General features: G+C 67.3%; 22 protein-coding genes and 1 tRNA gene. 3 read left to right on the forward strand and 20 right to left on the reverse strand.

Going from position 1 to position 23,612, the window contains the following annotated elements:
• Positions 1 to 712 precede the first annotated feature (712 nt).
• Positions 713 to 787: transfer RNA gene (locus tag B1991_RS03550), tRNA-Val, on the reverse strand.
• A 73-nt stretch (positions 788 to 860) separates the two neighbouring features.
• Positions 861 to 2,882 carry an excinuclease ABC subunit UvrB gene (gene uvrB, locus B1991_RS03555; protein WP_136257488.1) on the reverse strand — a complete coding sequence of 674 codons (2,022 nt, stop codon included), beginning with the start codon at positions 2,880 to 2,882 and terminating at the stop codon, positions 861 to 863.
• Between the two features lie 152 nt (positions 2,883 to 3,034).
• Here uvrB and B1991_RS03560 point away from each other — a divergent pair, with 152 nt between their 5' ends.
• A complete protein-coding gene (locus B1991_RS03560; protein ID WP_136257334.1) occupies positions 3,035 to 3,583 on the forward strand; it encodes a GspH/FimT family pseudopilin in 549 nt (182 codons plus the stop codon).
• Between the two features lie 9 nt (positions 3,584 to 3,592).
• Here B1991_RS03560 and B1991_RS03565 read toward each other — a convergent pair whose 3' ends face one another.
• From B1991_RS03565 to B1991_RS03605, 9 genes are all read right to left on the reverse strand, one after another.
• The gene (locus tag B1991_RS03565) at positions 3,593 to 3,907 is read right to left on the reverse strand and encodes a non-heme iron oxygenase ferredoxin subunit (RefSeq protein WP_136257335.1); all 315 of its coding nucleotides are present in this window, start codon (positions 3,905 to 3,907) and stop codon (positions 3,593 to 3,595) included.
• Positions 3,904 to 4,455 carry a GNAT family N-acetyltransferase gene (locus tag B1991_RS03570; protein ID WP_136257336.1) on the reverse strand — a complete coding sequence of 184 codons (552 nt, stop codon included), beginning with the start codon at positions 4,453 to 4,455 and terminating at the stop codon, positions 3,904 to 3,906. The genes B1991_RS03565 and B1991_RS03570 overlap by 4 nt, the downstream gene beginning before the upstream one ends.
• A gap of 67 nt (positions 4,456 to 4,522) precedes the next feature.
• The gene (gene panE, locus B1991_RS03575; protein WP_136257337.1) at positions 4,523 to 5,458 is read right to left on the reverse strand and encodes a 2-dehydropantoate 2-reductase; all 936 of its coding nucleotides are present in this window, start codon (positions 5,456 to 5,458) and stop codon (positions 4,523 to 4,525) included.
• A 1-nt stretch (position 5,459) separates the two neighbouring features.
• On the reverse strand, positions 5,460 to 6,374 hold the full coding sequence (locus tag B1991_RS03580) for an acyltransferase (protein WP_136257338.1): 915 nt from the start codon (positions 6,372 to 6,374) through the stop codon (positions 5,460 to 5,462).
• A gap of 72 nt (positions 6,375 to 6,446) precedes the next feature.
• Complete coding sequence (locus B1991_RS03585) at positions 6,447 to 7,691, reverse strand: cysteine desulfurase (RefSeq protein ID WP_136257339.1); 1,245 nt, start codon at positions 7,689 to 7,691, stop codon at positions 6,447 to 6,449.
• 56 nt (positions 7,692 to 7,747) lie between these two features.
• A complete protein-coding gene (sufD, locus tag B1991_RS03590) occupies positions 7,748 to 9,046 on the reverse strand; it encodes a Fe-S cluster assembly protein SufD (protein ID WP_136257340.1) in 1,299 nt (432 codons plus the stop codon).
• A complete protein-coding gene (sufC, locus tag B1991_RS03595; RefSeq protein WP_136257341.1) occupies positions 9,043 to 9,822 on the reverse strand; it encodes a Fe-S cluster assembly ATPase SufC in 780 nt (259 codons plus the stop codon). The genes sufD and sufC overlap by 4 nt, the downstream gene beginning before the upstream one ends.
• 91 nt (positions 9,823 to 9,913) lie before the next feature.
• Entirely contained in the window at positions 9,914 to 11,380 is a 1,467-nt protein-coding gene (sufB, locus tag B1991_RS03600) for a Fe-S cluster assembly protein SufB (RefSeq protein WP_136257489.1), read from the reverse strand.
• 5 nt (positions 11,381 to 11,385) lie between these two features.
• On the reverse strand, positions 11,386 to 11,844 hold the full coding sequence (locus B1991_RS03605; protein WP_136257342.1) for an SUF system Fe-S cluster assembly regulator: 459 nt from the start codon (positions 11,842 to 11,844) through the stop codon (positions 11,386 to 11,388).
• Between the two features lie 125 nt (positions 11,845 to 11,969).
• Between B1991_RS03605 and B1991_RS03610 the strand changes: the two genes are divergently transcribed.
• Together B1991_RS03610 and murU are read left to right on the forward strand one after the other, a co-directional pair.
• Positions 11,970 to 12,977, forward strand: coding sequence for an aminoglycoside phosphotransferase family protein (locus B1991_RS03610; RefSeq protein ID WP_136257343.1), 1,008 nt, complete (start codon positions 11,970 to 11,972; stop codon positions 12,975 to 12,977).
• On the forward strand, positions 12,974 to 13,723 hold the full coding sequence (gene murU / locus B1991_RS03615; RefSeq protein WP_136257344.1) for an N-acetylmuramate alpha-1-phosphate uridylyltransferase MurU: 750 nt from the start codon (positions 12,974 to 12,976) through the stop codon (positions 13,721 to 13,723). Before B1991_RS03610 ends, murU begins: the two co-directional genes overlap by 4 nt.
• Here the strand turns inward: murU and motB are convergent.
• From motB to B1991_RS03660, 9 genes are all read right to left on the reverse strand, one after another.
• Positions 13,693 to 14,760, reverse strand: a complete 1,068-nt coding sequence (gene motB / locus B1991_RS03620) for a flagellar motor protein MotB (RefSeq protein WP_136257345.1) — start codon at positions 14,758 to 14,760, stop codon at positions 13,693 to 13,695. The two genes, murU and motB, sit on opposite strands and share 31 nt — an antisense overlap.
• Positions 14,757 to 15,626 (reverse strand): flagellar motor stator protein MotA, encoded by an 870-nt coding sequence (gene motA, locus B1991_RS03625; protein ID WP_136257346.1) that lies wholly within the window; start codon positions 15,624 to 15,626, stop codon positions 14,757 to 14,759. The genes motB and motA overlap by 4 nt, the downstream gene beginning before the upstream one ends.
• Before the next feature lie 166 nt (positions 15,627 to 15,792).
• Positions 15,793 to 16,755: a protein translocase subunit SecF gene (secF, locus tag B1991_RS03630; RefSeq protein WP_136257347.1), complete on the reverse strand. Its 963-nt coding sequence runs from the start codon at positions 16,753 to 16,755 to the stop codon at positions 15,793 to 15,795.
• Between the two features lie 117 nt (positions 16,756 to 16,872).
• Complete coding sequence (gene secD / locus B1991_RS03635; protein WP_136257348.1) at positions 16,873 to 18,756, reverse strand: protein translocase subunit SecD; 1,884 nt, start codon at positions 18,754 to 18,756, stop codon at positions 16,873 to 16,875.
• Positions 18,757 to 18,866: 110 nt separating this feature from the next.
• The gene (gene yajC / locus B1991_RS03640; RefSeq protein ID WP_136257349.1) at positions 18,867 to 19,193 is read right to left on the reverse strand and encodes a preprotein translocase subunit YajC; all 327 of its coding nucleotides are present in this window, start codon (positions 19,191 to 19,193) and stop codon (positions 18,867 to 18,869) included.
• A gap of 66 nt (positions 19,194 to 19,259) precedes the next feature.
• The gene (gene tgt, locus B1991_RS03645) at positions 19,260 to 20,447 is read right to left on the reverse strand and encodes a tRNA guanosine(34) transglycosylase Tgt (RefSeq protein WP_168709574.1); all 1,188 of its coding nucleotides are present in this window, start codon (positions 20,445 to 20,447) and stop codon (positions 19,260 to 19,262) included.
• 148 nt (positions 20,448 to 20,595) lie between these two features.
• A complete protein-coding gene (gene queA / locus B1991_RS03650; protein ID WP_136257490.1) occupies positions 20,596 to 21,627 on the reverse strand; it encodes a tRNA preQ1(34) S-adenosylmethionine ribosyltransferase-isomerase QueA in 1,032 nt (343 codons plus the stop codon).
• Between the two features lie 69 nt (positions 21,628 to 21,696).
• A complete protein-coding gene (locus B1991_RS03655; RefSeq protein ID WP_136257350.1) occupies positions 21,697 to 22,302 on the reverse strand; it encodes a response regulator transcription factor in 606 nt (201 codons plus the stop codon).
• Between the two features lie 63 nt (positions 22,303 to 22,365).
• Complete coding sequence (locus B1991_RS03660) at positions 22,366 to 23,598, reverse strand: sensor histidine kinase (protein WP_246031041.1); 1,233 nt, start codon at positions 23,596 to 23,598, stop codon at positions 22,366 to 22,368.
• Positions 23,599 to 23,612: the final 14 nt, after the last annotated feature.

Genomic DNA, 23,612 nt, shown 5'->3' on the forward strand with positions numbered 1-23,612 from the left:
GACCTGCCAGGCGGCGGCGAAACGAAAAGTCATTCGGGGTAGGGGCTGAAGCGCAGCGGTCGCGACGACGGATGGTCGTGACGCAGGTGCTGGCGGCGTGTGCCCGGTGCTCGGGGTGGATCAGGGGGGAGCGTGGAAAGGCAGCGCGCCAGCACAAACCGTGTCGACGCGCGGGAGCGTGGCCCGATTCCGGTGGCGAGTGTATGCGCAAGCGTACGTTCCCCTTCGTTCCGCGCGGCAAGTCGGCTTGGCGACGCGATGTTCCCCGGTGGCATACGCAACGCCCCGGACCCCGCCCGACTCCAGTGATGCACCACACCCCGCCACAGCGCGTCGAACCGATGTTCACCCCACCTCGACGCGGAATTCCGGAGTGGCTGAGTGCCCGATCTCCTCAGATCACCTCACGGCCCGCCGGGACCCGAGTCGCCAGCAGCCGGAGTACGATCGACCGTCTGAACAATCTACATCCGTGAATGGATTGCTGCAAGCTGAATCGACCGGGATCGGCCCATCTCCGGAGAGCAACGAAGCTTCGCGGATTCACGCCGGCAGATGCGGTGACGGCATCGGGTGGAGCCGCGTCCACCGAGGCGGCAATCCGCTCGCGAAGGCCATCGGAGTCGGGAGCGCAGCATGGTGCCGCCCGACGAAAAAGGGGAACCCCTCAGGATTCCCCTCTCGGCTCCACTCGATCGGTGGATCATGGAATTGGTGGGCGGTACAAGGATCGAACTTGTGACCCCTACCATGTCAAGGTAGTGCTCTACCGCTGAGCTAACCGCCCGTCGCCGCGGCCAGGCCGTGCGAGCCGCGCAGTATACGGGAGCCGGCGGCGGTCGACAATATCCCGCCCCGGCTCAGCGCAGCGTCTGTTCGCGCAACTGGTGGATCTGGTCCCGCAGCCGCGCGGCGTCCTCGAACTCCAGGTTCTGCGCGTGCTTGTACATCTGCGCCTCCAGCTTCTTCAGCAGGGCGGCTGCCTGGGGCGCGCCGAGACTGGCGTAATCGGCCACCTGTTCGGCCACCGCCCGATCATGGCCCCGGGTCTTGCCGCCGCGCCGGTTGCCGGCCTCGCTGCGCGCGCCTTCCATGATGTCGGCGATGCGCCGCACCACGGTTTTCGGGGTAATGCCGTGCGCCTCGTTGAAAGCGACCTGCTTCTCCCGGCGACGCGCGGTCTCGTCCATCGCCGCCTGCATCGAGCGGGTGACAGTGTCGGCATACAGGATCGCCTTGCCGCGCACGTTGCGGGCGGCGCGGCCGATGGTCTGGATCAGCGAGCCGGTGGAGCGCAGGAAGCCTTCCTTGTCGGCGTCGAGCACCGCCACCAGCGACACCTCGGGCATGTCCAGGCCTTCGCGCAGCAGGTTGATGCCGACCAGCACGTCGAACTCGCCCAGGCGCAGGTCGCGGATGATCTCGCTGCGCTCGACCGTCTCGATGTCCGAGTGCAGGTAGCGCACCTTCACGTCGTGCTCGGCCAGGTATTCGGTGAGGTTCTCGGCCATGCGCTTGGTCAGCGTGGTCACCAGCACGCGATCACCCAAGGCGATGCGCTTGTGCGCCTCGCTGAGCAGATCGTCGATCTGGGTGCGCACCGGGCGCACTTCCACTTCCGGGTCGACCAGCCCGGTCGGGCGCACCACCAGCTCGGTCACCGCCTCGCCGGATTTCTGCAGCTCGTAGTCGCGCGGCGTGGCGGAGACGTAGATCGCGCGCGGCACGCGTGCCTCCCACTCCTCGAAACGCAGCGGCCGGTTGTCCATCGCCGACGGCAGGCGGAAGCCGAACTCGACCAGGGTTTCCTTGCGCGAGCGGTCGCCCTTGTACATGGCGCCCAGCTGCGGCACGGTGACGTGCGACTCGTCCACCACCAGCAGGCCGTCGGCCGGCAGGTAGTCGAACAGCGTGGGCGGCGGCTCGCCCGGTTCGCGCCGGGTCAGGTGGCGCGAGTAGTTCTCGATGCCCTGGCAGTAGCCCACCTCGGCCATCATCTCCAGGTCGAAGCGGGTACGCTGTTCCAGCCGCTGCGCCTCGACCAGCTTGTTCTCCTTGTAGAGGTATTCCAGCCGGTCTTTCAGCTCGAGCTTGATCGTCTCGATCGCGTTGAGCACGCTCTCGCGCGTGCTGGCGTAGTGCGTGCGCGGGTAGACCGTGTAGCGCTGCACCTTGCGGATGGTCTCGCCGGTGAGCGGGTCGAACAGCGCCATCTTCTCCACTTCGCCGTCGAACAGCTCGATGCGCAGCGCCTCGGTTTCCGATTCGGCCGGGAACACGTCGATGATCTCGCCACGCACGCGGTAGGTGCCGCGGCGCAACTCCATTTCGTTGCGGGTGTACTGCAATTCGGTCAACTGGTGGATCAGCTTGCGTTGGTCGATGCGTTCGCCGGTGGCCAGGATCAGGCGCAAGGACAGGTAGTCCTCCGGATTGCCCAGGCCGTAGATCGCCGACACGGTGGCCACGATGATCGAGTCGCGCCGCGACAGCAGCGCCTTGGTCGCCGACAGCCGCATCTGCTCGATGTGCTCGTTGATCGAGGAATCCTTCTCGATGAAGGTGTCCGACGCCACCACATAGGCTTCCGGCTGGTAGTAGTCGTAATAGCTGACGAAGTACTCCACCGCGTTGTGCGGAAAGAATTCCCTGAACTCGCCGTACAACTGCGCCGCCAACGTCTTGTTCGGCGCCATCACGATGGTCGGGCGCTGCACCCGCTCGATCACGTTGGCGATGGTGTAGGTCTTGCCCGAACCGGTGACGCCGAGCAGGGTCTGCGCGGCCAGACCGGCCTCGAAACCCTCGGCCAGGCGCGCGATCGCCTGCGGCTGATCGCCGGCAGGCTGGTAGGGGGCGGCGAGCTGGAAGCGATCGGTCATCGGTTGCAGATGTGGGCGGGACGACACATTTTAAATCCATGCTGCTGACAAGCCGCGTCAGCAGAGTCCGACGCTGCGGGCGGCATCGGGCTGCTGGCTGGCCCGGGCCATCGCCCTAGCATGCAGGTTCCGGCACAGCGCAAGGATGCGAGATGACGACGACGGCACGGAAAGCCAGCCGCGGCTTCAGCCTGATCGAACAAGTCATGGTACTGGCCATCGCCGGCATCCTGACCGGCATCGCGTTGCCACCGCTGCACCATCTGCTGAGCCGCAATCGGCTGCAGGCGGCGCAAAACGACTTCATGGCCGCCTTGCAGCACACACGCAGCACCGCGGCGATCACCGGCAAGCGCACGCTGTTCTGCCCCAGCGCGGACGGCAACCGATGCAGCGACGACAACCGCTGGGAACATGGCTGGCTGCTCGGGCAGGACATCGACGGCGATCACCAGCCCGATGGCCAGCCTGCCCGCACCGGCGCGGCCTACGGCGCGGGTCTGCGCATCACCAGCAGCAACGGTCGCCACGAGGTGCGTTTCCAGCCCGACGGCAGTGCCGGCGGCAGCAACCTGACCTTGCTGTTCTGCGAGCCGGGGCGCGACAGCCAGGCGCTCAGCGTGGTGGTGTCCAATGCCGGTCGGGTGCGCGGCGCGCTGGCGACGACCGCGCAGGCGGCGCGCTGCCAGCAAGGCCACTGACGGGCGGGATCAGCGGTCGTCGCGCGTCCAGATCGCGCCGTCTTCCTCGATCACCGGAAAGCTGGCGATCGGGACATACGCCGGCGGCTTGGTCACCGCGCCGGTGCGCAGGTCGAAGCGCGCGCCGTGGCGTGGGCATTCCACCTCGAAACCGAACACTTCGCCGCCGGCCAGCTCGCCGCCGTCGTGGGTGCAGGTGTCCTCGACCGCATACAGCGCGCCGTCGATGTTGTACACGGCGATCGACGTATCGCCATCCCACACCACCTTGTATTCGCCGGGCAGGAACTCGCTGCGCGTGCCGACCCTGGTCCATCCGTTCATGCAAGCACCTCCGCGAACTCCTTGAGCAGTACTTCGAAACACAGATCGGCGCGACGCGGAATGCCGAAGCGCTCGTTGCCATACGGGAACGGCTGCCGTTCGCCGGTGCGCCGGTAGCCGCGCCGGCCGTACCAGGCGATCAGCTCCTCGCGTTGCACGATCACCGTCATGCGCATGGCGCCGCAATGCCACTGTTCGCGCGCGATGCGCTCGGCCTCGGCCAGCACCTGCTTGCCCAGGCCGTGGCCCTGCTCCATCGGAGCGACGGCGAACATGCCGAAATAGCCGGCCGTGCCCTGCCGCTCGACGTGGCAACTCGCCACCAGCGCACCGTCGCGGAACGCCAGCAGCACGCAGCTGTCCGGCCGCGCGATCAATGCACCGACGTCGGCCGCGTCGGTGCGCTGGCCATCGAGCAGGTGGGATTCGGTAGTCCAGCCACGCAGGCCAGATTCACCGCGATAAGCCGATTCGACCAGCGCGACGATGGCGGGGACGTCCGCGGCAGCGGCGGTGCGGAATGCGATGGAGGCGCGTGGCTCGGTCATCCATGCATGGTAGTGCGCGGCGTGCCGGCCAGCCATGATCTGCAGCAAGCGCGCACGCCGGATCGCCTCATGCCGACGCGGTGGCCAGCCGACGGGTCTCGTAGACCTTGAGGTGCGCCTGAACGAGTTCCAGCATCGTGGCCGGCAACTGCGCCTGCCGCGCACGCGCAAGCATGTCGCCCACCACGTGGTCGGCCTCGATCGGATGGCCCTGGCGCAAGTCGCGCAGCATGGAGGCTTCGAGGCTCGAACCCGGGTCGGTCAGCAAGCCGCGCGCGCGCTCCAGCACGCGCTCGCCCGGCGCGTAGCCGCTGGCCGCCGCGGTCGCGCGGCACTCCTCCAGCAACGCGAGCGCGGCGGTCGCACCGTGGGGCGCCGACGCGATCTCGCCGATCGAACCGCGCATCAGGCAGGTGATGCCAGCCAGCGTGGCGAGGAAGAGCCACTTGTCCCACATTTCCTGCACGATCGTGTCGCTGGGTCGCGCGTCGAAGCCTGCCTCGGACAGCTGGGCAGTGATCTGCCGCATCCGCTCGGAGCGGGCGCCGTCGCGTTCGCCGAAGGTGATGCTGTGCATGCGGTTGAGGTGCCGCACGACGCCGTCGTCGTCCAGCGTGGAGGAAATCACGCACTGGCCGCCCAGCACGTGCTGCGCGCCGAACTTCTCGTCCAGCCGCTCCAGTTGCCGCATGCCGTTGAGCACCGGCAGGATCGTGGTGTCAGCGCCCACGGCCGGTGCGATGTCCTCCAGCGCCTGGTCCAGCGCATAGGCCTTGCAGCTGAGCACGATCAAGTCGAACGGTTCGGCCAGTTCGCTCGCCAACAGCGTCGGCGGCGCGGAAATGTCCGCGTCGCCGGTGGCGCTGCGGATCACCAGCCCGTGTTCGGCCAGTTGCCGTGCGCGCCTGGCCCGCACCAGGAAGGTCACGTCCCGCCCATGCTGCAGCAGGCGTCCGCCGAAATAGCCGCCGGTGGCCCCGGCTCCCACGATCAGGATGCGCATGTCATTCTCCAGTCGGGTCGCCAGCAGGCGCCAGTTGCATGCGGGCGGCCTGGGCGTCCTTCTCGTGCCACAACTCGTTCATCCATGCCTTGACCCGGCCGCGGAACGCCGCGTCCTCGTCGTAGCTGCCGATGAGCTCGTGACCGATCGGACGCTCGCGCACGTGCACGCGAACCTCGCGCACGCGGCCGGCGATCAGGTCAGCGATGGTGCACGGGCCATGCGGATAGACGATGGTGACGTCGAGGATCGCATGCAGCGCCTCGCCCATCGCGTCGAGCACGAAGGCCACGCCGCCGGCTTTCGGCCGCAGCAGGTAGCGGAACGGCGAATGCTGCGCATCGTGCTTGGCCGGCGTGAAGCGCGTGCCTTCGGCGAAGTTCATCACCGACACCGGCATGTGGCGGAACTTCTCGCAGGCGCGGCGGGTTGCCTCGCGATCCTTGCCCTGCAGTTCGGGATGGCGCAGCAGGGTCTGCGGCGAATAGCGCTTCATGAAGGGGAAATCCAGCGCCCACCACGCCAGGCCGAGCAGGGGCACCCAGATCAATTCCTGCTTGAGGAAAAAGCGCAGGAACGGGATGCGTCGGTTGAACACCTTCTGCAGCACCGGGATGTCCACCCAGCTCTGGTGGTTGCACAGCACCAGGTAATTGCCGTCGCGGCGCAGCCCCTCCAGCCCCTGCACCTGCCAGCGCACGCGGGCGAACACGCCGAACAGGACGTTGTTGACGCCGATCCAGCTTTCCGCGATCGCCACCAGCGCGCGCGAGCACGCCTGCCGGATCGCATGCACCGGCAGCAGCAGCTTGAACAGGGTGAACGCGAAGATGAAGACCACGTGCAGCAGGATGTTGAGCGCGAGCGCAAGCAGCGCCAGCGGCACGCGGATGAACGATGGCAGCGAGGCAAGCATGGGGATGATCGATGGGGGGTTCCACCGCGCATGATGCCCGACCGTGGCGGCGGCAGGAAAGCCGCCGCCGGTTCAGCGCAGCAGGCGGCGCACCTTGAGCAGGGCGGCGACGAAGCTGTCGATCTCCTCGCGCGTGTTGTAGAACGCCAGTGACGCGCGCAACGTGGCGGGAACGCCGAAGAACTGCATCAGCGGATGGGCGCAGTGGTGGCCGGAGCGCACGGCGACGCCTTCGAGGTCGAGCAGAGTCGCCAGATCGGTGGCCTGCGCGCCTTCCAGCAGGAACGAGATCACCGGTTCCTTCTCGGCCGCCTCGCCGATGATGCGCAGGCCGGGAATCTCGCGCAGGCGTTCGGTGGCGTAATGCAGCAGCTGCTGTTCCCACGCCTCGATCGCGGTGAAGCCGACCGACTCGTAGTAGTCGATCGCTGCCGCCAGGCCGACGAAGCCGGCGATGTTCGGCGTGCCGGCCTCGAACTTGTGCGGTGGCGCGGCGAAGGTGGTGCCGGAGAACTTCACCTCGCGGATCATCTCGCCGCCGCCGAAGAACGGCGGCATCGCCTCCAGGTGTTCGCGCTTCGCCCACAGTGCGCCGGTGCCGGTGGGGCCGAGCATCTTGTGCCCGGTCAGCGCGTAGAAATCGCAGCCCAGCGCCTGCACGTCGACGCGCCTGTGCGGCACCGCCTGCGAGCCGTCGACCAGCAGCGGGATGCCGCGCTTGCGACATTCGCGCGCGATCTCGCGCACCGGGTTCACCGTGCCCAGCACGTTGGAAACGTGAGTGACGCAGGCCAGCTTCACCTCCGGCGTCAGCAGCTCGACGTACTTCTCCACGATCAGTTCGCCACGCTCGTCGATCGGCGCGGCCTTCACCGTGGCGCCGCTGCGCGCGGCCACCAGCTGCCACGGCACGATGTTGGCGTGGTGCTCCATCACCGTGGTCAGGATGCTGTCGCCCGCCTTCAGTTGCGGCAGCACATGGCTGTAGGCGACCAGGTTGGTCGCCTGGGTGGTGCCGGAGGTGAGGACGACCTCGTCACGCGAGCCGGCATGGATGAACCGAGCCAGCTTGTCGCGCGCGCCTTCGTACGCCGCCGTGGCCTCCTCGCCCAGCTGATGCACCGCGCGCGACACGTTGGCGTTGTGCTCGCGATAGTGGGTATCCACCGCTGCGATCACCGACTCCGGCTTCTGGCTGGTGTTGGCGCTGTCGAAGTACACCAGCGGCTTGCCATGCACCGTGCGCGACAGCAACGGGAAGTCCGCACGGATGCGCTGGACGTCGAAGGCGGCGGACGGGCTGGCTTGTGCGTTCATTCGGAGAATCCGGTGGGAGCTCCCTCCCCTGCTCGCGGGGGGAGGAGACAAAGGTGTCAGGTCGGCAACTGCGCGACCAGCAAACCGGACAAGTGCTCGCGCAGCGCGGCGTTTGGCAGGTCGTCCAGCACCGCGCGGCAGAATGCGGCAGTCAGCAGCGCGCGCGCCTCGGCCAGCGGGATGCCGCGCGAACGCAGGTAGAACAGCGAGCGTTCGTCGAGCTGGCCGACCGTGGCTCCGTGCGCGGCCTGCACTTCGTCGGCGTAGATCTCGAGCTCGGGCTTGGTGTCGATCTCGGCGCTCGGCGACAGCAGCAGGTTCTTGTTGCTGAGGTTGGCATCGCTGCCGTCGGCACCGGGCGCCACCACGATGGCGCCGCGGAACACGCCGCGCGCACGGTCGTTGGCGACGCCGCGCCAGTGCGAGGTGGATGTGGTGTTCAACGCCTGGTGGCGAATCGCCAGCTGGGTGTCGATGTGCTGACGCCCGTGCGGCATGAACACCCCGCGGGTATGCAACTGCGCGTCGTCGCCGATCAGCTCGGCGCGCAGGTCATGGCGCACCAGCGCGCCGCCGAGCTCCAGCACATGCAGGGTGGCCTGCGCGCGCGCGTGCAGGTGCAGGCTGCTGCGTCGAATCAGGTTGGTACCGATCGCGGCATCCTGCAGCACCACGTGATGCAGTTGCGCGCCGTCGCGCAACTCGATGTCGCTGACCAGGGTGGCCAACTGGGCGGCGTCGCCACGGCTGGCATAGTGTTCGACCAGGGACAGCTCGGCGCCCTCGCCCAGCTCGATCACGTTGCGCGCATGCCAGGCCAGCTCCGCCTCCGCGCCAGCAAACACCAGTTGGACCGGCTGCTCGATTCTTGCGTGGGCGGCTACCCGCAGCACCACCCCATCACTGGCAATGGCGGCATTGACCTGCGCGAATGCGTCGCCAGCGTCGCGGTAATGCCGCGACAACGCGAAGCGCAGCGGCTCGGCGTCGCCCTGCAAGGCCAGCGACAACGGCTGCAGCGAAAGCCCGTCCGGCAATGCATCCAGCGTCGACAGGTCGGCACGGAACGCGCCATTGACGAAGACCAGCCGCACGCCAGCCACGCCGGGCAGCGCCAGTGCGGACGCATCCACCGCGCGTGTTTGTGCGTCGGCGTCGCCATTGGCAAAACTGCGCTGGCCGAGGCCGCGCAGCGCGGTGTATTTCCACGCCTCCACCTTGGTATCCGGCAGACCGGCGGCGGCAAACGCCGCGCGATTTTCCTGCCGCGCCGTGTCCAGCCAGGCGATGCCGCTGGGCGGCAGCGGAGCGTCCAGCAACGAGGCGACCAACGGCAGCGGTGCCGGCTGGTTCATGCCTGCGCTCCCGCCCGGTGCGGAGCCGCCGCATGGCCTGCGCCGATGCCGGCGTAACCGTGGGCCTCCAGCTTCAGCGCCAGCGACTTGTCGCCGCTCTCGACGATGCGGCCATCGGCCAGCACGTGCACGAAATCCGGCACCACGTAGTCGAGCAGGCGCTGGTAATGGGTGATCATCAGGAACGCGCGCTCGGGCGAGCGCAACGTGTTGACGCCCTGCGCCACCTGCTTCAGCGCGTCGATGTCCAGGCCCGAATCGGTCTCGTCGAGGATCGCCAGCTGCGGCTCCAGCACCGCCATCTGGAAGATCTCGTTGCGCTTCTTCTCGCCACCGGAGAAGCCCTCGTTGACGGCGCGGTGCAGCAGCTCGTCGGAAATCTGCATCACCTTCAGCTTCTCGCGCACCAGCTTGAGGAACTGCATCGAATCCAGTTCCTTCTCGCCGCGCACCTTGCGCTGGGCATTCAGCGCCGCACGCAGGAAATAGGTGTTGTTGACGCCGGGAATTTCCACCGGGTACTGGAACGCCAGGAACACGCCAGCCGCCGCCCGCGCTTCCGGCGCCAGGGTCAGCAGGTCGACGCCGTTGTAGGCGACCGTGCCGGCGGTCACTTCATAGCCGTCGCGGCCGGACAGCACGTTGCCCAGCGTCGACTTGCCGGCGCCGTTCGGCCCCATGATCGCGTGCACCTCGCCCGCGTTCACCTCGAGGCTGAGCCCCTTGAGGATTTCCCTGCCCGCGACGCGGGCGTGCAGGTTCTCGATTTTCAGCATGGTTTCGACTCGACACAAATTGTAGGAGCGCACCCTGTGCGCGATTGGGTTGCCGGGGAGTTCGATCGCGCACAAGGTGCGCTCCTACCCGTCAACCGACAGCACCTTCCAGGCTCACCTCAAGCAACTTCTTCGCCTCCACCGCGAATTCCATCGGCAGTTCGCGGAAGACCTGCTTGCAGAAGCCGTCGACGATCATCGACACGGCGTCTTCTTCCGGGATGCCGCGGGCGCGGCAGTAGAACATCTGGTCGTCGGAAATTTTCGAGGTGGTCGCCTCGTGCTCGACGATCGCGGTGGGGTTTTTCACTTCCATGTACGGGAAGGTGTGGGCGCCGCACTTCTTGCCGATCAGCAGGCTGTCGCACTGGGTGTAGTTGCGTGCGCCTTCGGCACCCTTCTCCATCTTCACCAGCCCGCGATAGCTGTTGGAGCTGCGCCCAGCGCTGATGCCCTTGGAGACGATCTTCGACTTGGTGTGCTTGCCGAGGTGGATCATCTTGGTGCCGGTGTCGGCCTGCTGGAAGTGGTGGGTCAGCGCCACCGAGTAGAACTCGCCCACCGAGCGGTCGCCGCGCAGCACCACGGAAGGGTATTTCCAGGTGATCGCCGAGCCGGTCTCGACCTGGGTCCAGCAGATCTTCGAGTCGTCGCCGCGGCAGTCGCCGCGCTTGGTCACGAAGTTGTAGATGCCGCCCACGCCGTTCTCGTCGCCGGGGTACCAGTTCTGCACGGTGGAGTACTTGATCTGCGCCTTTTCCAGCGCGACCAGCTCGACCACCGCCGCGTGCAGCTGGTTCTCGTCGCGCTTGGGCGCGGTGCAGCCTTCGAGGTAGGACACGTGCGCGCCTTCCTCGGCCACGATCAGGGTGCGCTCGAACTGGCCGGTGTTCTGCGCGTTGATGCGGAAATACGTGCTCAGCTCCATCGGGCAGCGCACGCCTTTCGGGATGAACACGAAACTGCCGTCGGAGAACACCGCCGAGTTCAGCGCGGCGAAGAAGTTGTCGCCGGTCGGCACCACGCTGCCCAGGTACTTCTGCACGATTTCCGGGTATTCGCGGATCGCCTCGCTCATCGAGCAGAACAGCACGCCGGCGTCGGCCAGCTGCTTGCGGAAGGTGGTGCCGACCGAGACCGAGTCGAACACCGCGTCCACCGCCACGCCGGCCAGCGCGGCGCGCTCGTGCAGCGGCACGCCGAGTTTCTCGTAGGTTTCCAGCAGCGCCGGGTCGACTTCGTCCAGCGACTTGGGCTGCTTCTTGGGCGCGGCGTAGTAGCTGATCGCCTGGTAGTCGATCGGGTCGATGTTGAGCTTGGCCCAGTCGGGCTTGGGCATGGTCAGCCAGTGGCGATAGGCCTCCAGCCGCCACTCGGTCATCCATTCCGGCTCGTGCTTGACCGCGGAAAGCGCGCGGATGGTGCCCTCGTCCAGGCCCGGCGGCAGGCCGGTCATCTCGATCTCGGTGATGAAACCGGCCGAGTAGGTGCGGCCGAGCGCCTCGGCGACGTCGGCGTTGTCGCGCAAGGCGGTGGCGCTGCTGCTGTCGTTGATCATGCTGTTCATTCGGTGATGGCCTCGCCGGTTTTCACGGTGACGGCGATTTTTCGTTTCGCGGGCGGCGGCTTGAGCATGTCCTCCAGGCTGACCGCACGCAGGGCCTGGTCCAGCACGCTGTTGATTCGCTGCCAGCTGCCACGCACGCCGCACTGCGCTTCGCGCTCGCACTGGCCTTCGCCGATACCGCACTCGGTCATGCCGATCGGACCTTCCAGCGCCTCGACGATTTCCGCCAGCGATATCTCGGTGGCCGGGCGGGCCAGCCGGTAGCCACCGTTGACGCCGCGAAAGGATTCGACCAGCTCGGCATGGCCCAGCGCCTTGAGCAGCTTGCTGACCGTGGGCAGTTCGAGCCGCGTCTCGTCGGCGATCTGCGCGGTACTCAGCACGTCCGCCGGGTGCGCGGCGATGCAGGTCATCACCACGGTGGCGTAATCGGTGAGGCGGCTGACGCGAAGCATGGCGAGCGGATTCGGCCGGGCTTGAATCGGGACCAAAATGGTACTGATTAAGCCTGCGTTGGTCAATGTGACCGCGCACCCGGGCTGTCTCGCCATGCCCCGGAGGCCTCGCTAAGCTGGCGGCCATGACTTCGCACGATCGCGCCGCCGCCCGCCTCGCCTGGGCCCGCCAAACCCTGAACGACCCCACGCTGACGCTGGACAGCGCCTCCGCCGATGCCAGCTTTCGCAGCTACTGGCGTACCGGGCACGGCGGGCAAAGCTGGATCGTGATGGATTCGCCGCCCGAGCGCGAAGACCCGCGCCCGTGGCTGGCCATCGGCGAGCGCCTGGCTGCCGCCGGGTTGCACGTGCCGAAGGTGCAGGCGCGCGACCTCGACCAGGGCTTCCTGCTGATCGAGGACCTGGGCTCGCGGCTGTACCTCGATGTGCTGGACGACACCAGCGCCGTCCGGCTCTATGGCGACGCGATGGACGCCCTGCTGGCGATGCAGACGCGGGTGGCCGCCGATGACCTGCCGCCGTTCGACCACCAGGTGCTGGTCAGCGGACTGGAGGTGATGCCCGAATGGTTCCTGCAGCGCCACCTCGGCCACACGCCGGACTGCGGGGAATGGGACGTGCTGGAAGCGGCGTTCGACCTGATCGTGCGCAACGCGCTGGCACAGCCGCGCTGTTTCGTGCACCGCGACTTCCACAGCCGCAACCTGCTGCTGACCGAGGCGAACAACCCGGGCATCGTCGATTTCCAGGGCGCGCTGCACGGCCCGGTCACCTATGACCTCGCCTCGCTGCTGCGCGATGCCTACATCGCGTGGCCGGTTGCGCGCGTGGAGGCCTGGGTGGAGTCGTACCGCCAGCGGCTGCTGCGCGCGGGCGTGATCGACGCGGCAGTGGACGCCACGCGTTTCCTGCGCTGGTTCGACCTCACCGGCTTGCATCGCCACGTGCGCGTGCTGGGCCAGTTCTATCGGCTGTGGTATCGCGACGGCAAACCCGGCTATCTCAAGGACGTGCCGCAGGTGTACCGCTACGTGATCGAGGTGGCGCGCCGCTATCCCGAGCTGGCCGATTTTGCCGACCTGCTGGAGCGCCACGCGCAGGGCCGCGACCTGACCCGGGTGGCCGCATGAGGCACGCACTGATCTTCGCCGCCGGTCGCGGCGAGCGCATGCGCCCGCTGACCGACCGCACGCCCAAGCCGCTGCTTTGCGTGGGTGGCAAGCCGCTGATCGTCTGGCACCTGGAGCGCCTCGCCGCGGCCGACGTGCATTACGTGGTGATCAACACCTCGCACCTGGCCGAGCAGTTTCCGGCGACACTGGGCGACGGCTCGCGCTGGGGCCTGCGCATCCGCTACGCCTACGAAGGCCCGACGCCGCTGGAAACCGGCGGCGGCATGTTGAACGCGCTGCCGCTGCTCGGCACCGAGCCGTTCCTCGCCATCAGCGGCGACGTCTGGTGCGACGCCGATTTCGCCACGTTGCCCGTCCAGCCGGCGGGGCTGGCGCACCTGCTGCTGGTCGACAACCCGCCGCACCACCCCGAAGGCGATTTCGCGCTGGACGGGCAAGGCCTGGTGCAGGCGAGCGGCGAGCCGCGGCTCACCTTCAGCGGCATCGGCGTGTTCCGCCGGGAGCTGCTGGACGGCTGGCGGGAACTTGCCGGCACGGTCGCCGACGAAGGCGCTGCGCCCACCTTCAAGCTGCGCCAGTTGCTGATGGGCGCGATGGATCGGCAAGCCGTCAGTGGCACCCGTCACCACGGCGTGTGGACGGACGTGGGTACGCCCGGGCGCCTCGCACAGCTCGACGCCGAACGCGGCGGTGCAGCGATGCCACATCGCGATCAGCGCGACGCGGGTTTCGCCGAGAACTGAGTCGCGCCCGCCCCCATCGCCGCCGCGCTGTCGGGGTGGACGATCGCCGGCGGCACCGGCAGGCGCTTCGGCGCGGGCGTCGTGGCGACGAGCGGAGCGGCCGGTGCCGCCGGGGTTGGCGCCGGTATCGCCGATGGCTGCGTCGCGCCGCCATCGGCCACTTCCATCGAACGCGCCGCCTTAGCGGCCTGATCGGTCATCACGATGATGCTGATGCGGCGGTTGACCGGATCGGCGGGGTTCTGCTTGTCGAACGGCACCGATGCGGCCAGGCCAACCACGCGCGAGATCTTGTCCGCCTCCAGCCCGCCGGCGATCAGCGCGCGGCGTGCGGCGTTGCCGCGATCGGCGGACAGTTCCCAGTTGCCGTAGTCGTGCTGGCTGTTGTACGGCGCATCGTCGGTATGGCCGGAGATGCTGATCTGGTTTGGCACGTCGTCGATCGAGCGGCCCAGTTCGTGCAGGATCTGCACCGTGTATGGCTTGAGCCGCGCGCTGCCGGTGTCGAACATCGGCCGGTTGAGCTTGTCGACGATCTGGATGCGCAGGCCTTCGGAGGTAATGTCCAGCAGCAGCTGATCCTTGAACGGCGCCAGCGCCTGGCTGCTCTGGATCGAGGCACTCAGCTGCTTCATCAGTTCCTCCAGGCGCGCCTTGTCGGTCTGGCGCGCCAGCTTGATCGCGTCCTCGACGTTGTGCTCGACCTGCGGCGCGCCGCGCTTTTCCGCACCCGGGCCGCGCGGCAGGTCCATCGTCCCGCCCAGCTTGATCATGCTGTCGCTGGCGCCGCCCGGGCCGGCCCGGCCCGGTGGCGCGATCGTGGCGGTGCCCGGAGTCATACTCGGGTTCTTGAAGTACTCCGAGATCGCCGCCTTCTGTTCGCGGGTGCCCACGCCGATCAGCCACATCACCAGGAAGAACGCCATCATCGCGGTGACGAAATCGGCGTACGCGACTTTCCACGCACCGCCATGATGGCCGTGCTTCCGGCGCTGCACGCGACGGATGATGATCGGCTGGTCGAACTCCTCGCTCACGCGCCGGCTCCGGCGCGCGCGCCCTTGAGGTGGCCCTCCAGCTCCATGAAGCTGGGCCGCGCCTGCCCGGCCAGCGACTTGCGCGCGAACTCCACCGACACCATCGGGTTGTAGCCGCGCAGGTTCGCCATCAGCGCCACTTTCACGCACTCGAAGGCCTTGCCGTCCTCCTGCGCGCGGTTTTCCATCGCCGAGGCCAGCGGCCCGGCGAAGCCGTAGCACAGCAGGATGCCGAGAAAGGTGCCGACCAGCGCGCCGGCAATGTGTTCGCCGATGCGCGAGGTATCTCCGCTGAGCTGCGACATCGTGGTGACGATGCCGAGCACCGCCGCCACGATGCCGAAGCCGGGCAACGCGTCGGCGGATTTCATCAGGGCCATCGCCGGCGCCTCGGCTTCCTGGTGATGGACCTCCAGCTCCACCTCCAGCAGTTGTTCCAACTCGTGCGGGTTCATGCTGCCGCCCACGATCAGGCGCAGGCAGTCGGTGATGAACTCGATCAGGTGGTGCTCGGCGAGCAGGCGCGGATAGGCCGAGAACACGCTGCTGGAAGCCGGCTCCTCGATGTGCGATTCGAGGCTGAGCAGCCCGTTCTTGCGCATCAGGCTGAAGACGTCGTACAGCAGCGAAAGCAGGTCGAGATAATCCTGGCGGCGGTATTTCGGGCCTTTCAGCAGGCCCGCGATGTCGCGGAAGGTGGCCTTGACGATCTTGGTCGGATTGGCGGTCAGGAAGGACCCCGCGGCACCGCCGCCGATGATCAGCAGCTCATAAGGTTGCCACAGCGCCAGCAGCTGTCCGTGAGACAGCAGATAGCCGCCCACGACGCTGACGAGCACAACCAGGGTTCCGACCAGGACAAGCATGCAGGTTCCAGCGCGCGGTTCGACAACGAGTTATCGGCCAGCCGCAGGAAAGATGTAGCCCGGATTTGCCGCATGGCCGCATGCTCCGCCAACGGCAGGAGTGCCGGACAAGCGAAAGGCCCGGCATGGCCGGGCCTTTCGCTTGACTCGTGCCACGCGCGATTGCTCAGGGACGGCGCGCCAGCTCCGGGTTGTCGCGGGTGACCGGCATCAGGTCCTTCTTCGACACGCCCAGCCACAGCAGGATCGGGCTGGCCACGAAGATCGAGGACAGCGTGCCGACCACGATGCCGATCAGCATGGTGATGGCGAAGCCGTGCACGGCCGGGCCGCCCAGCAGCCACATCGCGCCCATGGTGATGCCGGTGAACAGCGAGGTGATGATGGTTCGCGACAGGGTGTTGTTGATCGATCGGTTGAGGATCTCCTCCGGCTCGGCCTTGCGCGCGAGGCGGAACAGCTCGCGGATGCGGTCGAACACCACCACCTTGTCGTTGATCGAGTAGCCGATCACGGCCAGCACCGAGGCCAGCACGGTCATGTCGAACTCGCGCTGCACCAGCGCGATGACGCCCAGGGTGACCAGCGTGTCATGGATCTCGGTGGCCACGGCGGCGATCGCGAAGCGGCGCTCGAAGCGGATCCACAGGTAGGCCATGATGCCCAGGATGACCAGCAAGGCTGCCCAGGTGCCGTCCGATTTCAGCTCCGCGCCGACCTGCGCGCTGACGAAGTCGCGGCTCTTCAGCTTGGCGTCCGGACGCGCCGCGTGGAGCTTCGCCATCACGTCGGCGGAAACGCGATCGAGGTTGACCGTGCCGTTGGCCTGGATTGCCTCCGGGTCATCCTTGGCCTGGAACCGGATCGACACCTCGCGGGTGCCGCCCAGGCTCTGCACCACGGCGCCTTCGAAGCCGCCCTTGGCCAGCGCGCCGCGCACGTCGGCGATCTCCACCGGCTGCTCGTAGTTGACCAGCATCGACACGCCGCCGGTGAAATCCAGCCCGTAGTTGAGCCCGCGGGTGGCGATCAGCGCGATCGAGCCGATCATCAGCAGGATCGCCAGGCCGACCGTGTACTTGCGCATCCCCAGGAAGTGGATGTTGCTGTCGTGATTGAAGATTTCCATCGCAATTCTCTGTGTGGACGTTCCGTTCCGGTCAGGCGGCCCTCATGGCCGCACGATCAATTCAGGGAAATCCCGTTCCGGCGAAAGCGGCCGTCCAGGGCCGCATGGTTCGGCCCCCTAGACCGACAGCGTCTTGAGCTTGCGGTGGCCGTGAATCGCCGCGGTGAAGGCATGGGTCAGCGTCACCGAGGTGAACAGCGAGGTCAGGATGCCGATCATCAGCGTGATGCCGAAGCCCTTGATCGCACCGGTACCCATCGTGGTCAGCGCCAGTGCCGCGATCAGGTGGGTGACGTTGGCGTCCAGAATGGTCGACCAGGCCTTCTCGTAGCCGGCGTAGATCGCCGCGTGCGGGGTGGAGCCGTTGCGCAGTTCCTCGCGCACGCGTTCGCAGATCAGCACGTTGGCGTCGATCGCCATGCCCAGGGTGAGCACGATGCCGGCGATGCCGGGCATGGTCAGGGTTACCCCGATCAGCGACATCACCGCCACCAGGATCACCAGGTTGAAGAACAGCGCGATGTCCGCGACCAGGCCGAACAGCTTGTAATAGATCGCCGCGGCCAGCAGCACCAGGGCCAGGCCCAGCATCACCGACTTGAAGCCCTTGTCGATGTTGTCCGCGCCCATGCTGGAGCCGATCACGCCTTCCTCGATGATGTCCACCGGTGCGGCGAACGCACCGCCCTTGAGCAGCAGGGCGAGGTCGGAGGCTTCCTTCGGGCTGCCCAGACCGGTGGTCTGGAACTGCCGGCTGAACGGGCTGGCGATGTTGGCGTCATTGATCACCGACTCGGTGACCTTGGGGACGCGCACTTCCTTGCCGTCGACCATCTTGGTTTCGGTCACGCGCTCGACGTAGACCACCGCCATCGGCTTGCCGACATTGGCGTTGGTGAAATCGCTCATCTTGCGCGCGCCGGCGGCGTTGAGCGTGACGTCCACCTTGGGCGTGCCGCTCTGCTGGTCGATGCCGGAGGAGGCGTCGACCAGCTCCTTGCCGGTCACGATCACCTTCTTGCTGACCAGCACCGGCAGGCCGGTACCGCGCATGTGATAGAGGTTGGCGTCCGGCGGAATGTTGCCGGTCTTCTCCGCCTCGCGCGCCTGCGGATCGCCGGGATGACCGATGCCGGGGCGGTATTCCAGGGTGGCCACGGTGCCGATCAGCTTCTTCGCCTCGGCCGGGTCCTGCACGCCGGCGAGGTCGACCACGATGTGGTTCTCGCCCTGCTGCTGGATCAACGGCTCGGACACGCCCAGCGCGTTGATGCGGTTGCGCAGCGTCTGCAGGTTCTGGGTGATCGCGCCGCGGCCGATGTCGCGCAGCTTGTCGGGTTTGATCACCGCGTTGAGCACGAAACGGTCGCCCGTGCTGGGGCCGTTGGACACCAGCAGGTCGGTGTACTCGTTGGCGATCGCGTCGGCGGCCTTGGCGCGGTCATCCTCCGAGCGCAGCACCACGGCGACGCCCTTGCCGCGCACCGAGTTGCGCGCCACCGACTCATAGCGGATCTTCTTGTCGCGCAGCAGGCTGCGGATGTCGTCCGCGTAGCTGCTTTCCTGCTTGTCGATGACGTCGTTCTGGTCGACCTGCATCAGGAAGTGCACGCCACCCTGCAGGTCCAGGCCCAGCGGCATGGAACGGGCACCGATCATGCCCAGCCATTCCGGCACGGTGGACTGCAGCTTGAACGCCACCGTGTACTGGTCGCCGAGCAGCGCCTTGATCGCGTCCGAGCCGCTCTTCTGCACGTCGGTGTCGGCGAAGGTGGCCAGCAGGTTGTCGCCTTCCACCACGACCTTGCCGAAGGCGATGCGCTTCTGGGTCAGCGTGTCGATGACCTTCTGGCGCACGGCCTGGTCGATCGCCGGCGCGCCGCGGTTGGCGCTTACTTGCACCGCCGGCACCGGCACAAAGGCGTTCGGCAGCGCGTAGATCACGCCAAACACCATCACCAGCGCGACCAGCGCGTATTTCCAGCGTGGAAAATCAGTCATGCCCTGAACCCGTCAAGGCCGCGGCAACAGGCCGCGGCGTTCACCACCATCGAGGAAAGTGGAGGCGCCCGCTGCCATCGCCGGCAGACCAGGCCGCGCCCCCGCCGCCGTCATGCGGACTTAAGCGAGCCCTTGGGCAGCACCTGCTGCACGGCGCCCTTCTGCAGCTTCACCTTCACGTTCGGCGCGATCTCGACCGTGACGAAGGTGTCGCCCACCTCTTCCACGCGCCCGGCCAGACCACCGTTGGTGACCACTTCGTCGCCCTTGGCCAGGGCGGCGATCAGGGCGCGATGCTCCTTCTGCCGCTTCATCTGCGGCCGGATCATCATGAAATACATCAGGCCGAACAGGACCACCATCATGATGATCATGGACATGCCACCGCCTTGCGGCGGGGCGGCCTGGGCAATCACGGGGGAAAGCGGAAAACTCATCTTCGCGTCTCGCAAGTTATGGCGCCATCAGCGATTTCCGCTGAACGCCCGATAAAAGATTCTCGATTATGCCTTGCGGGAGGGGTCAGCGTCACCTGCGGCCGGCGAAAGCTGCCCCTGGCGACGGTCCGGCCCCCATTCCACGCCGCGCCGGGCATAGAACTCCGCGATGAAGCCATCCAGCCGGTGCCCGGCGATCGCCTCGCGCAGGCCTCCCATCAGCCGCTGGTAATAGCGCAGGTTGTGCATGGTGGCGAGCTGGCTGCCGAGGATCTCGTTGCAGCGGTCGAGATGGCGCAGGTAGGCGCGGCTGAAGCCGTGGCTGCAGGCGTAACAGTCGCAGCCCTCCTCGATCACGCCGGTATCGGCGGCGTACTTCGCGTTGCGGATGCGCAGCGTGCCCGCGGCGGTGAACAGGAAACCGTTGCGCGCGTTGCGCGTCGGCATCACGCAATCGAACATGTCGATGCCGCGACGCACCGCCTCGACGATGTCCTCCGGCCGGCCCACGCCCATCAGGTAGCGCGGCTTGTCCCCCGGCAGCAGGGGCACGGTGAAATCCAGCGCGTGGTTGCGCTCGGCCTCCGGCTCGCCTACCGCCAGGCCGCCGATCGCGTAACCGTCGAAGCCGATGCTCACCAGGCCTTCGGCCGAGCGTCGGCGCAGGTTTTCGTAGACGCTGCCCTGCACGATGCCGAACAGCGAATTGGGATTCTTCAGGTCGTCGAAGGCGCGGCGCGAGCGCTCGGCCCAGCGCAGGCTGAGTTCCATCGAATCGGCCGCCACCTTCTCCGTCGCCGGGTACGGGGTGCACTCGTCGAAGATCATCGCGATGTCCGAATCCAGCGTCTGCTGGATCTGCATCGACACTTCCGGCGACAGGAACACCTTCGAGCCGTCCACCGGCGAGGCAAACGTCGCGCCTTCCTCGGTGATCTTGCGCTTGTGCGCCAGCGAGAACACCTGGAAGCCGCCCGAGTCGGTGAGGATGGGTTTGTCCCAGCCGATGAACCGGTGCAGGCCGCCGAACTTCTCCACGATCTCCAGCCCGGGTCGCAGGAACAGGTGGAAGGTGTTTCCCAGGATGATTTCCGCGCCGGTGTCGGCGACGTCGCGCGGCGTCATCGCCTTGACCGAGCCATAGGTGCCCACCGGCATGAAGGCCGGCGTCTCGATCGTGCCGCGGGCAAACGTCAGGCGCCCGCGGCGGGCCGCGCCGTCGGTGGCGTGGAGGTCGAACTGCATGGAAGTCATCGGCCCATTATCGCGGGTTTGGCCCATTCCGCCCATCGCCACATCGTGTGTTCAGGAGCCCGCTTGCGGGAGATGCTCTTTGAGCCGGGATCGGAGATCGCAAGAGCATCGCCCGCAAGCGGGCTCCTACAACAATGCAGCATGTCGCTCAGGCCCCGTGCGGCAGGATCAGCATGGCATCGCCGTAGGAGAAGAACCGGTAGCGCTGTTCGACTGCGTGGCGATACGCGTCCAGCATGAACTCGCGTCCGGCCAGCGCCGACACCAGCATCAGCAGGGTCGACTGCGGCAGGTGGAAGTTGGTGAGCAGGCCGTCGATGCTGCTGAAACGGTAGCCCGGGAAGATGAAGATCTGCGTCTCGCCGGCAAACGGATGCACCAGGCCGTCCTTGCTGGCGCTTTCCAGCGCGCGCACCACCGTGGTGCCGACCGCGATCACTCGCCCGCCGTTCGCACGGGTGCGCCGGATCTGCTCGACCAGGTGCGCACCGACATTGAGCCATTCGGTATGCATGTGGTGGTCTTCGAGATTGACCGCGCGCACGGGCTGGAACGTGCCCGCGCCGACATGCAGGGTGACGTAGCCGAACTCGACGCCGCGTTCGCGCAGCTGGTCCAGGATCGCCTCGTCGAAATGCAGGCCGGCGGTCGGTGCGGCCACCGCGCCGGGCTCGCGCGCGAACACGGTCTGGTAGCGCTCCATGTCGCTGGCGTCCGCGTGGCGCTCGATGTATGGCGGCAGCGGCATCTCGCCCAGCTTCAGCAGCAGTTTTTCCAGCGGCTCCGGCGCCTCGAAACGCAGCCGGAAGAAACCCTCGTCGCGACCCAGCACCACCGCATGGCTGCCATCGGCCAGTTCGATCCGGCCGCCCTCCTTCGGCTTCTTGCTGACGCCGAGCTGCACGGTGGCCTCGTGCGCGCCGGTGACCCGCTCGATCAGGATCTCCACCGCACCGCCGCTCTCCTTGCGCCCGTACAGCCGCGCCGGCAGCACGCGGGTGTCGTTGAACACCAGCAGGTCGCCCGGGCGCAGGAAGTCGGGCAGCTCGCGAAACATGCGGTCCTGCCGCGACCGCGCGGCCACGTCGAGCAGCAGCATGCGGCTGGCCGAACGCTCCGGCAACGGCGCCTGCGCGATCAGCTCGTGCGGCAGGTCAAAATCGAAATCGGACTTCTTCAAGGGTACGGCCGGCATCGGAAAACGGGACATTATCCCGCAGCATGGACGCCCCCGTCGCCTGTCGCCGCCTTACAACCAGCCTTTTTGCCGCGCCAGCCGATACGCCTCGATGCGGTTGCCGACGCCGAGTTTGCCGATTGCCTCGGACAGATAATTGCGCACGGTACCGTGCGACAGGTTGAGTCTCGCGGCGATGTCGCCGGCGGACTGGCCCTCGCCGGCGAGGCGCAGCACCTGGCGTTCGCGATCGTTCAGCGGGTCGGCTTCGGACCAGGCTTCCAGCGCCAGCTGCGGGTCGATCGCGCGGCCGCCGCGATGCACGGTGCGCAGCGCCTCGGCCAGGTTCTCGGCGGGAGCATCCTTCAACAGGTAACCGGACACGCCGGCATCCAGCGCGCGGCGCAGGAAGCCGGGACGCGCAAACGTGGTGACGATGATGACCTTCACCGGCAGCTCGTCGTGACGCTGGATGCGTTGCGCCAGTTCCAGCCCGGTGAGGCCGGGCATTTCGATGTCGGTGACCAGCACATCGGGCTTCAGGCGCTGCACCTCGCGCCACGCCGCCTCGCCGTCCGGTGCCGAACCGAGCACCTCCATGTCCGACTCCATGCCCAGCAACGCCGACAGTGCGCCACGCACCATCGCCTGGTCCTCGGCCAGCAGCACGCGGATCATGCGGCACCTCGCGGCGATTGCTTCAGCGACATTGCAACGGCTCCATCGTGATGACTTCGATCGTCAGGCGGCCGAATGCCCGCCCTGCGCCGCGGCCGCCACGCCGTCGATGCCCTGGGGTGAGGTGGCGACCAATCGCAACACCGGCAGCGGCGCCACCACCAGCAGCGTCGTGCCGCCGCGCAAGGGCGAACTGATCTCCAGCGTGCCGCCCAGCGAGCGCACGCGTTCGCGCATGCCGCGCAGACCGTTGCCGTCGCCGCCGATGCCGCCGCGGCCGTTGTCATGGATGCGCATGCGCACGCTGGCGGGTTCGCGCACAAAATCGACTTTCGCGCAGCTGGCTGCGGCGTGGCGCGCGACATTGGTTGCCGCCTCGCGCAGGACCAGCGAGAGGCCACGTTCGGTATCTTCCGGCAGGTCGCTCGGCGGCGGCTCGTACTCCATGCACACGCCGGAAGACTCCAGCAGCAGCCGCGCCGAGGCCAGTTCAGCGGCCAGGTCGGTGGCATGGATGCCGCTGACCGCGCTGCGCACTTCGGCGAGGGCGTGGCGCGCCACTTTCTCCGCCTCCTCCACTTCGCGCCTGGCCGCCGCATGATCGCGGTCGAACAACTTGCGCGACAGCTCCAGCTTCAGCGTGATCAGCGAAAGGGTATGGCCGAGCAGATCATGCAGGTCGCGGCCGATGCGTTCGCGCTCGGCGGTGGCGGCCAGCCGACGCACTTCTTCGTGCGAGAGCCGCAGCTGCGCGTCCTTCTCCTCGCTGGCATGCTCGGCCTTGATGATGATGCCGATGATGAACGAGGTCAGCGGGATGGAGAACACGGCCTGCCACGGGTAGCCGAGCAGCGAGGTCTCGGCCAGCAACACCACATTGAGTCCGGCCAGCCAGCCGAGATAGGTGCGGAAACGACCCGCGCTGGTGCAGAGCATCACGCAGCCATAGATGAAATAGGTCAGCCCGCTGGGGTACCAGGGCAACAACGACATGCTCAGCAGCACCAACGCCAGCGCGCCGGCGCGGACCTGCGCCCGCGGCCCCGTGATGCACCGGTAATACAGCATCAGGAACAGCGGATAGCTCACCAGCGTGGTGACGACCCAGCGCGTGCTCCAGCCGTCGTCGTTCCACACCGGCACGACGAAGACCCACGCCGACCACAACAGGTGCACCGCGTCGGTCCACGGCGACTTGCCCCGTTGCATGGCGCGCGCCGCCGCGGAGTCCGGCGCCGGGGTCAGAAACTGGACGATGCGCTGGTGCATGGCGCCAGGCTCCCGCAGATTGGGCATGAGGGACATCCTAC

It is taken from the genome of Rhodanobacter lindaniclasticus (assembly GCF_004799035.1).
GTDB lineage: Bacteria > Pseudomonadota > Gammaproteobacteria > Xanthomonadales > Rhodanobacteraceae > Rhodanobacter > Rhodanobacter lindaniclasticus.

Bases quoted from the DNA above. Each gene is read 5' to 3' on its own strand.
- sufD (WP_136257340.1), bottom strand. From the start codon at position 9,046: ATGAACCAGCCGGCACCGCTGCCGTTGGTCGCCTCGTTGCTGGACGCT.
- B1991_RS03610 (WP_136257343.1), top strand. From the start codon at position 11,970: ATGACTTCGCACGATCGCGCCGCCGCCCGCCTCGCCTGGGCCCGCCAA.
- B1991_RS03585 (WP_136257339.1), bottom strand. From the start codon at position 7,691: ATGAACGCACAAGCCAGCCCGTCCGCCGCCTTCGACGTCCAGCGCATC.
- B1991_RS03660 (WP_246031041.1), bottom strand. From the start codon at position 23,598: ATGCCCAATCTGCGGGAGCCTGGCGCCATGCACCAGCGCATCGTCCAG.
- panE (WP_136257337.1), bottom strand. From the start codon at position 5,458: ATGCGCATCCTGATCGTGGGAGCCGGGGCCACCGGCGGCTATTTCGGC.
- secD (WP_136257348.1), bottom strand. From the start codon at position 18,756: ATGACTGATTTTCCACGCTGGAAATACGCGCTGGTCGCGCTGGTGATG.
- tgt (WP_168709574.1), bottom strand. From the start codon at position 20,447: ATGACTTCCATGCAGTTCGACCTCCACGCCACCGACGGCGCGGCCCGC.
- uvrB (WP_136257488.1), bottom strand. From the start codon at position 2,882: ATGACCGATCGCTTCCAGCTCGCCGCCCCCTACCAGCCTGCCGGCGAT.
- secF (WP_136257347.1), bottom strand. From the start codon at position 16,755: ATGGAAATCTTCAATCACGACAGCAACATCCACTTCCTGGGGATGCGC.
- motA (WP_136257346.1), bottom strand. From the start codon at position 15,626: ATGCTTGTCCTGGTCGGAACCCTGGTTGTGCTCGTCAGCGTCGTGGGC.
- B1991_RS03580 (WP_136257338.1), bottom strand. From the start codon at position 6,374: ATGCTTGCCTCGCTGCCATCGTTCATCCGCGTGCCGCTGGCGCTGCTT.
- murU (WP_136257344.1), top strand. From the start codon at position 12,974: ATGAGGCACGCACTGATCTTCGCCGCCGGTCGCGGCGAGCGCATGCGC.
- sufB (WP_136257489.1), bottom strand. From the start codon at position 11,380: ATGATCAACGACAGCAGCAGCGCCACCGCCTTGCGCGACAACGCCGAC.
- B1991_RS03565 (WP_136257335.1), bottom strand. From the start codon at position 3,907: ATGAACGGATGGACCAGGGTCGGCACGCGCAGCGAGTTCCTGCCCGGC.
- B1991_RS03655 (WP_136257350.1), bottom strand. From the start codon at position 22,302: ATGATCCGCGTGCTGCTGGCCGAGGACCAGGCGATGGTGCGTGGCGCA.
- yajC (WP_136257349.1), bottom strand. From the start codon at position 19,193: ATGAGTTTTCCGCTTTCCCCCGTGATTGCCCAGGCCGCCCCGCCGCAA.
- B1991_RS03605 (WP_136257342.1), bottom strand. From the start codon at position 11,844: ATGCTTCGCGTCAGCCGCCTCACCGATTACGCCACCGTGGTGATGACC.
- B1991_RS03560 (WP_136257334.1), top strand. From the start codon at position 3,035: ATGACGACGACGGCACGGAAAGCCAGCCGCGGCTTCAGCCTGATCGAA.
- B1991_RS03570 (WP_136257336.1), bottom strand. From the start codon at position 4,455: ATGACCGAGCCACGCGCCTCCATCGCATTCCGCACCGCCGCTGCCGCG.
- sufC (WP_136257341.1), bottom strand. From the start codon at position 9,822: ATGCTGAAAATCGAGAACCTGCACGCCCGCGTCGCGGGCAGGGAAATC.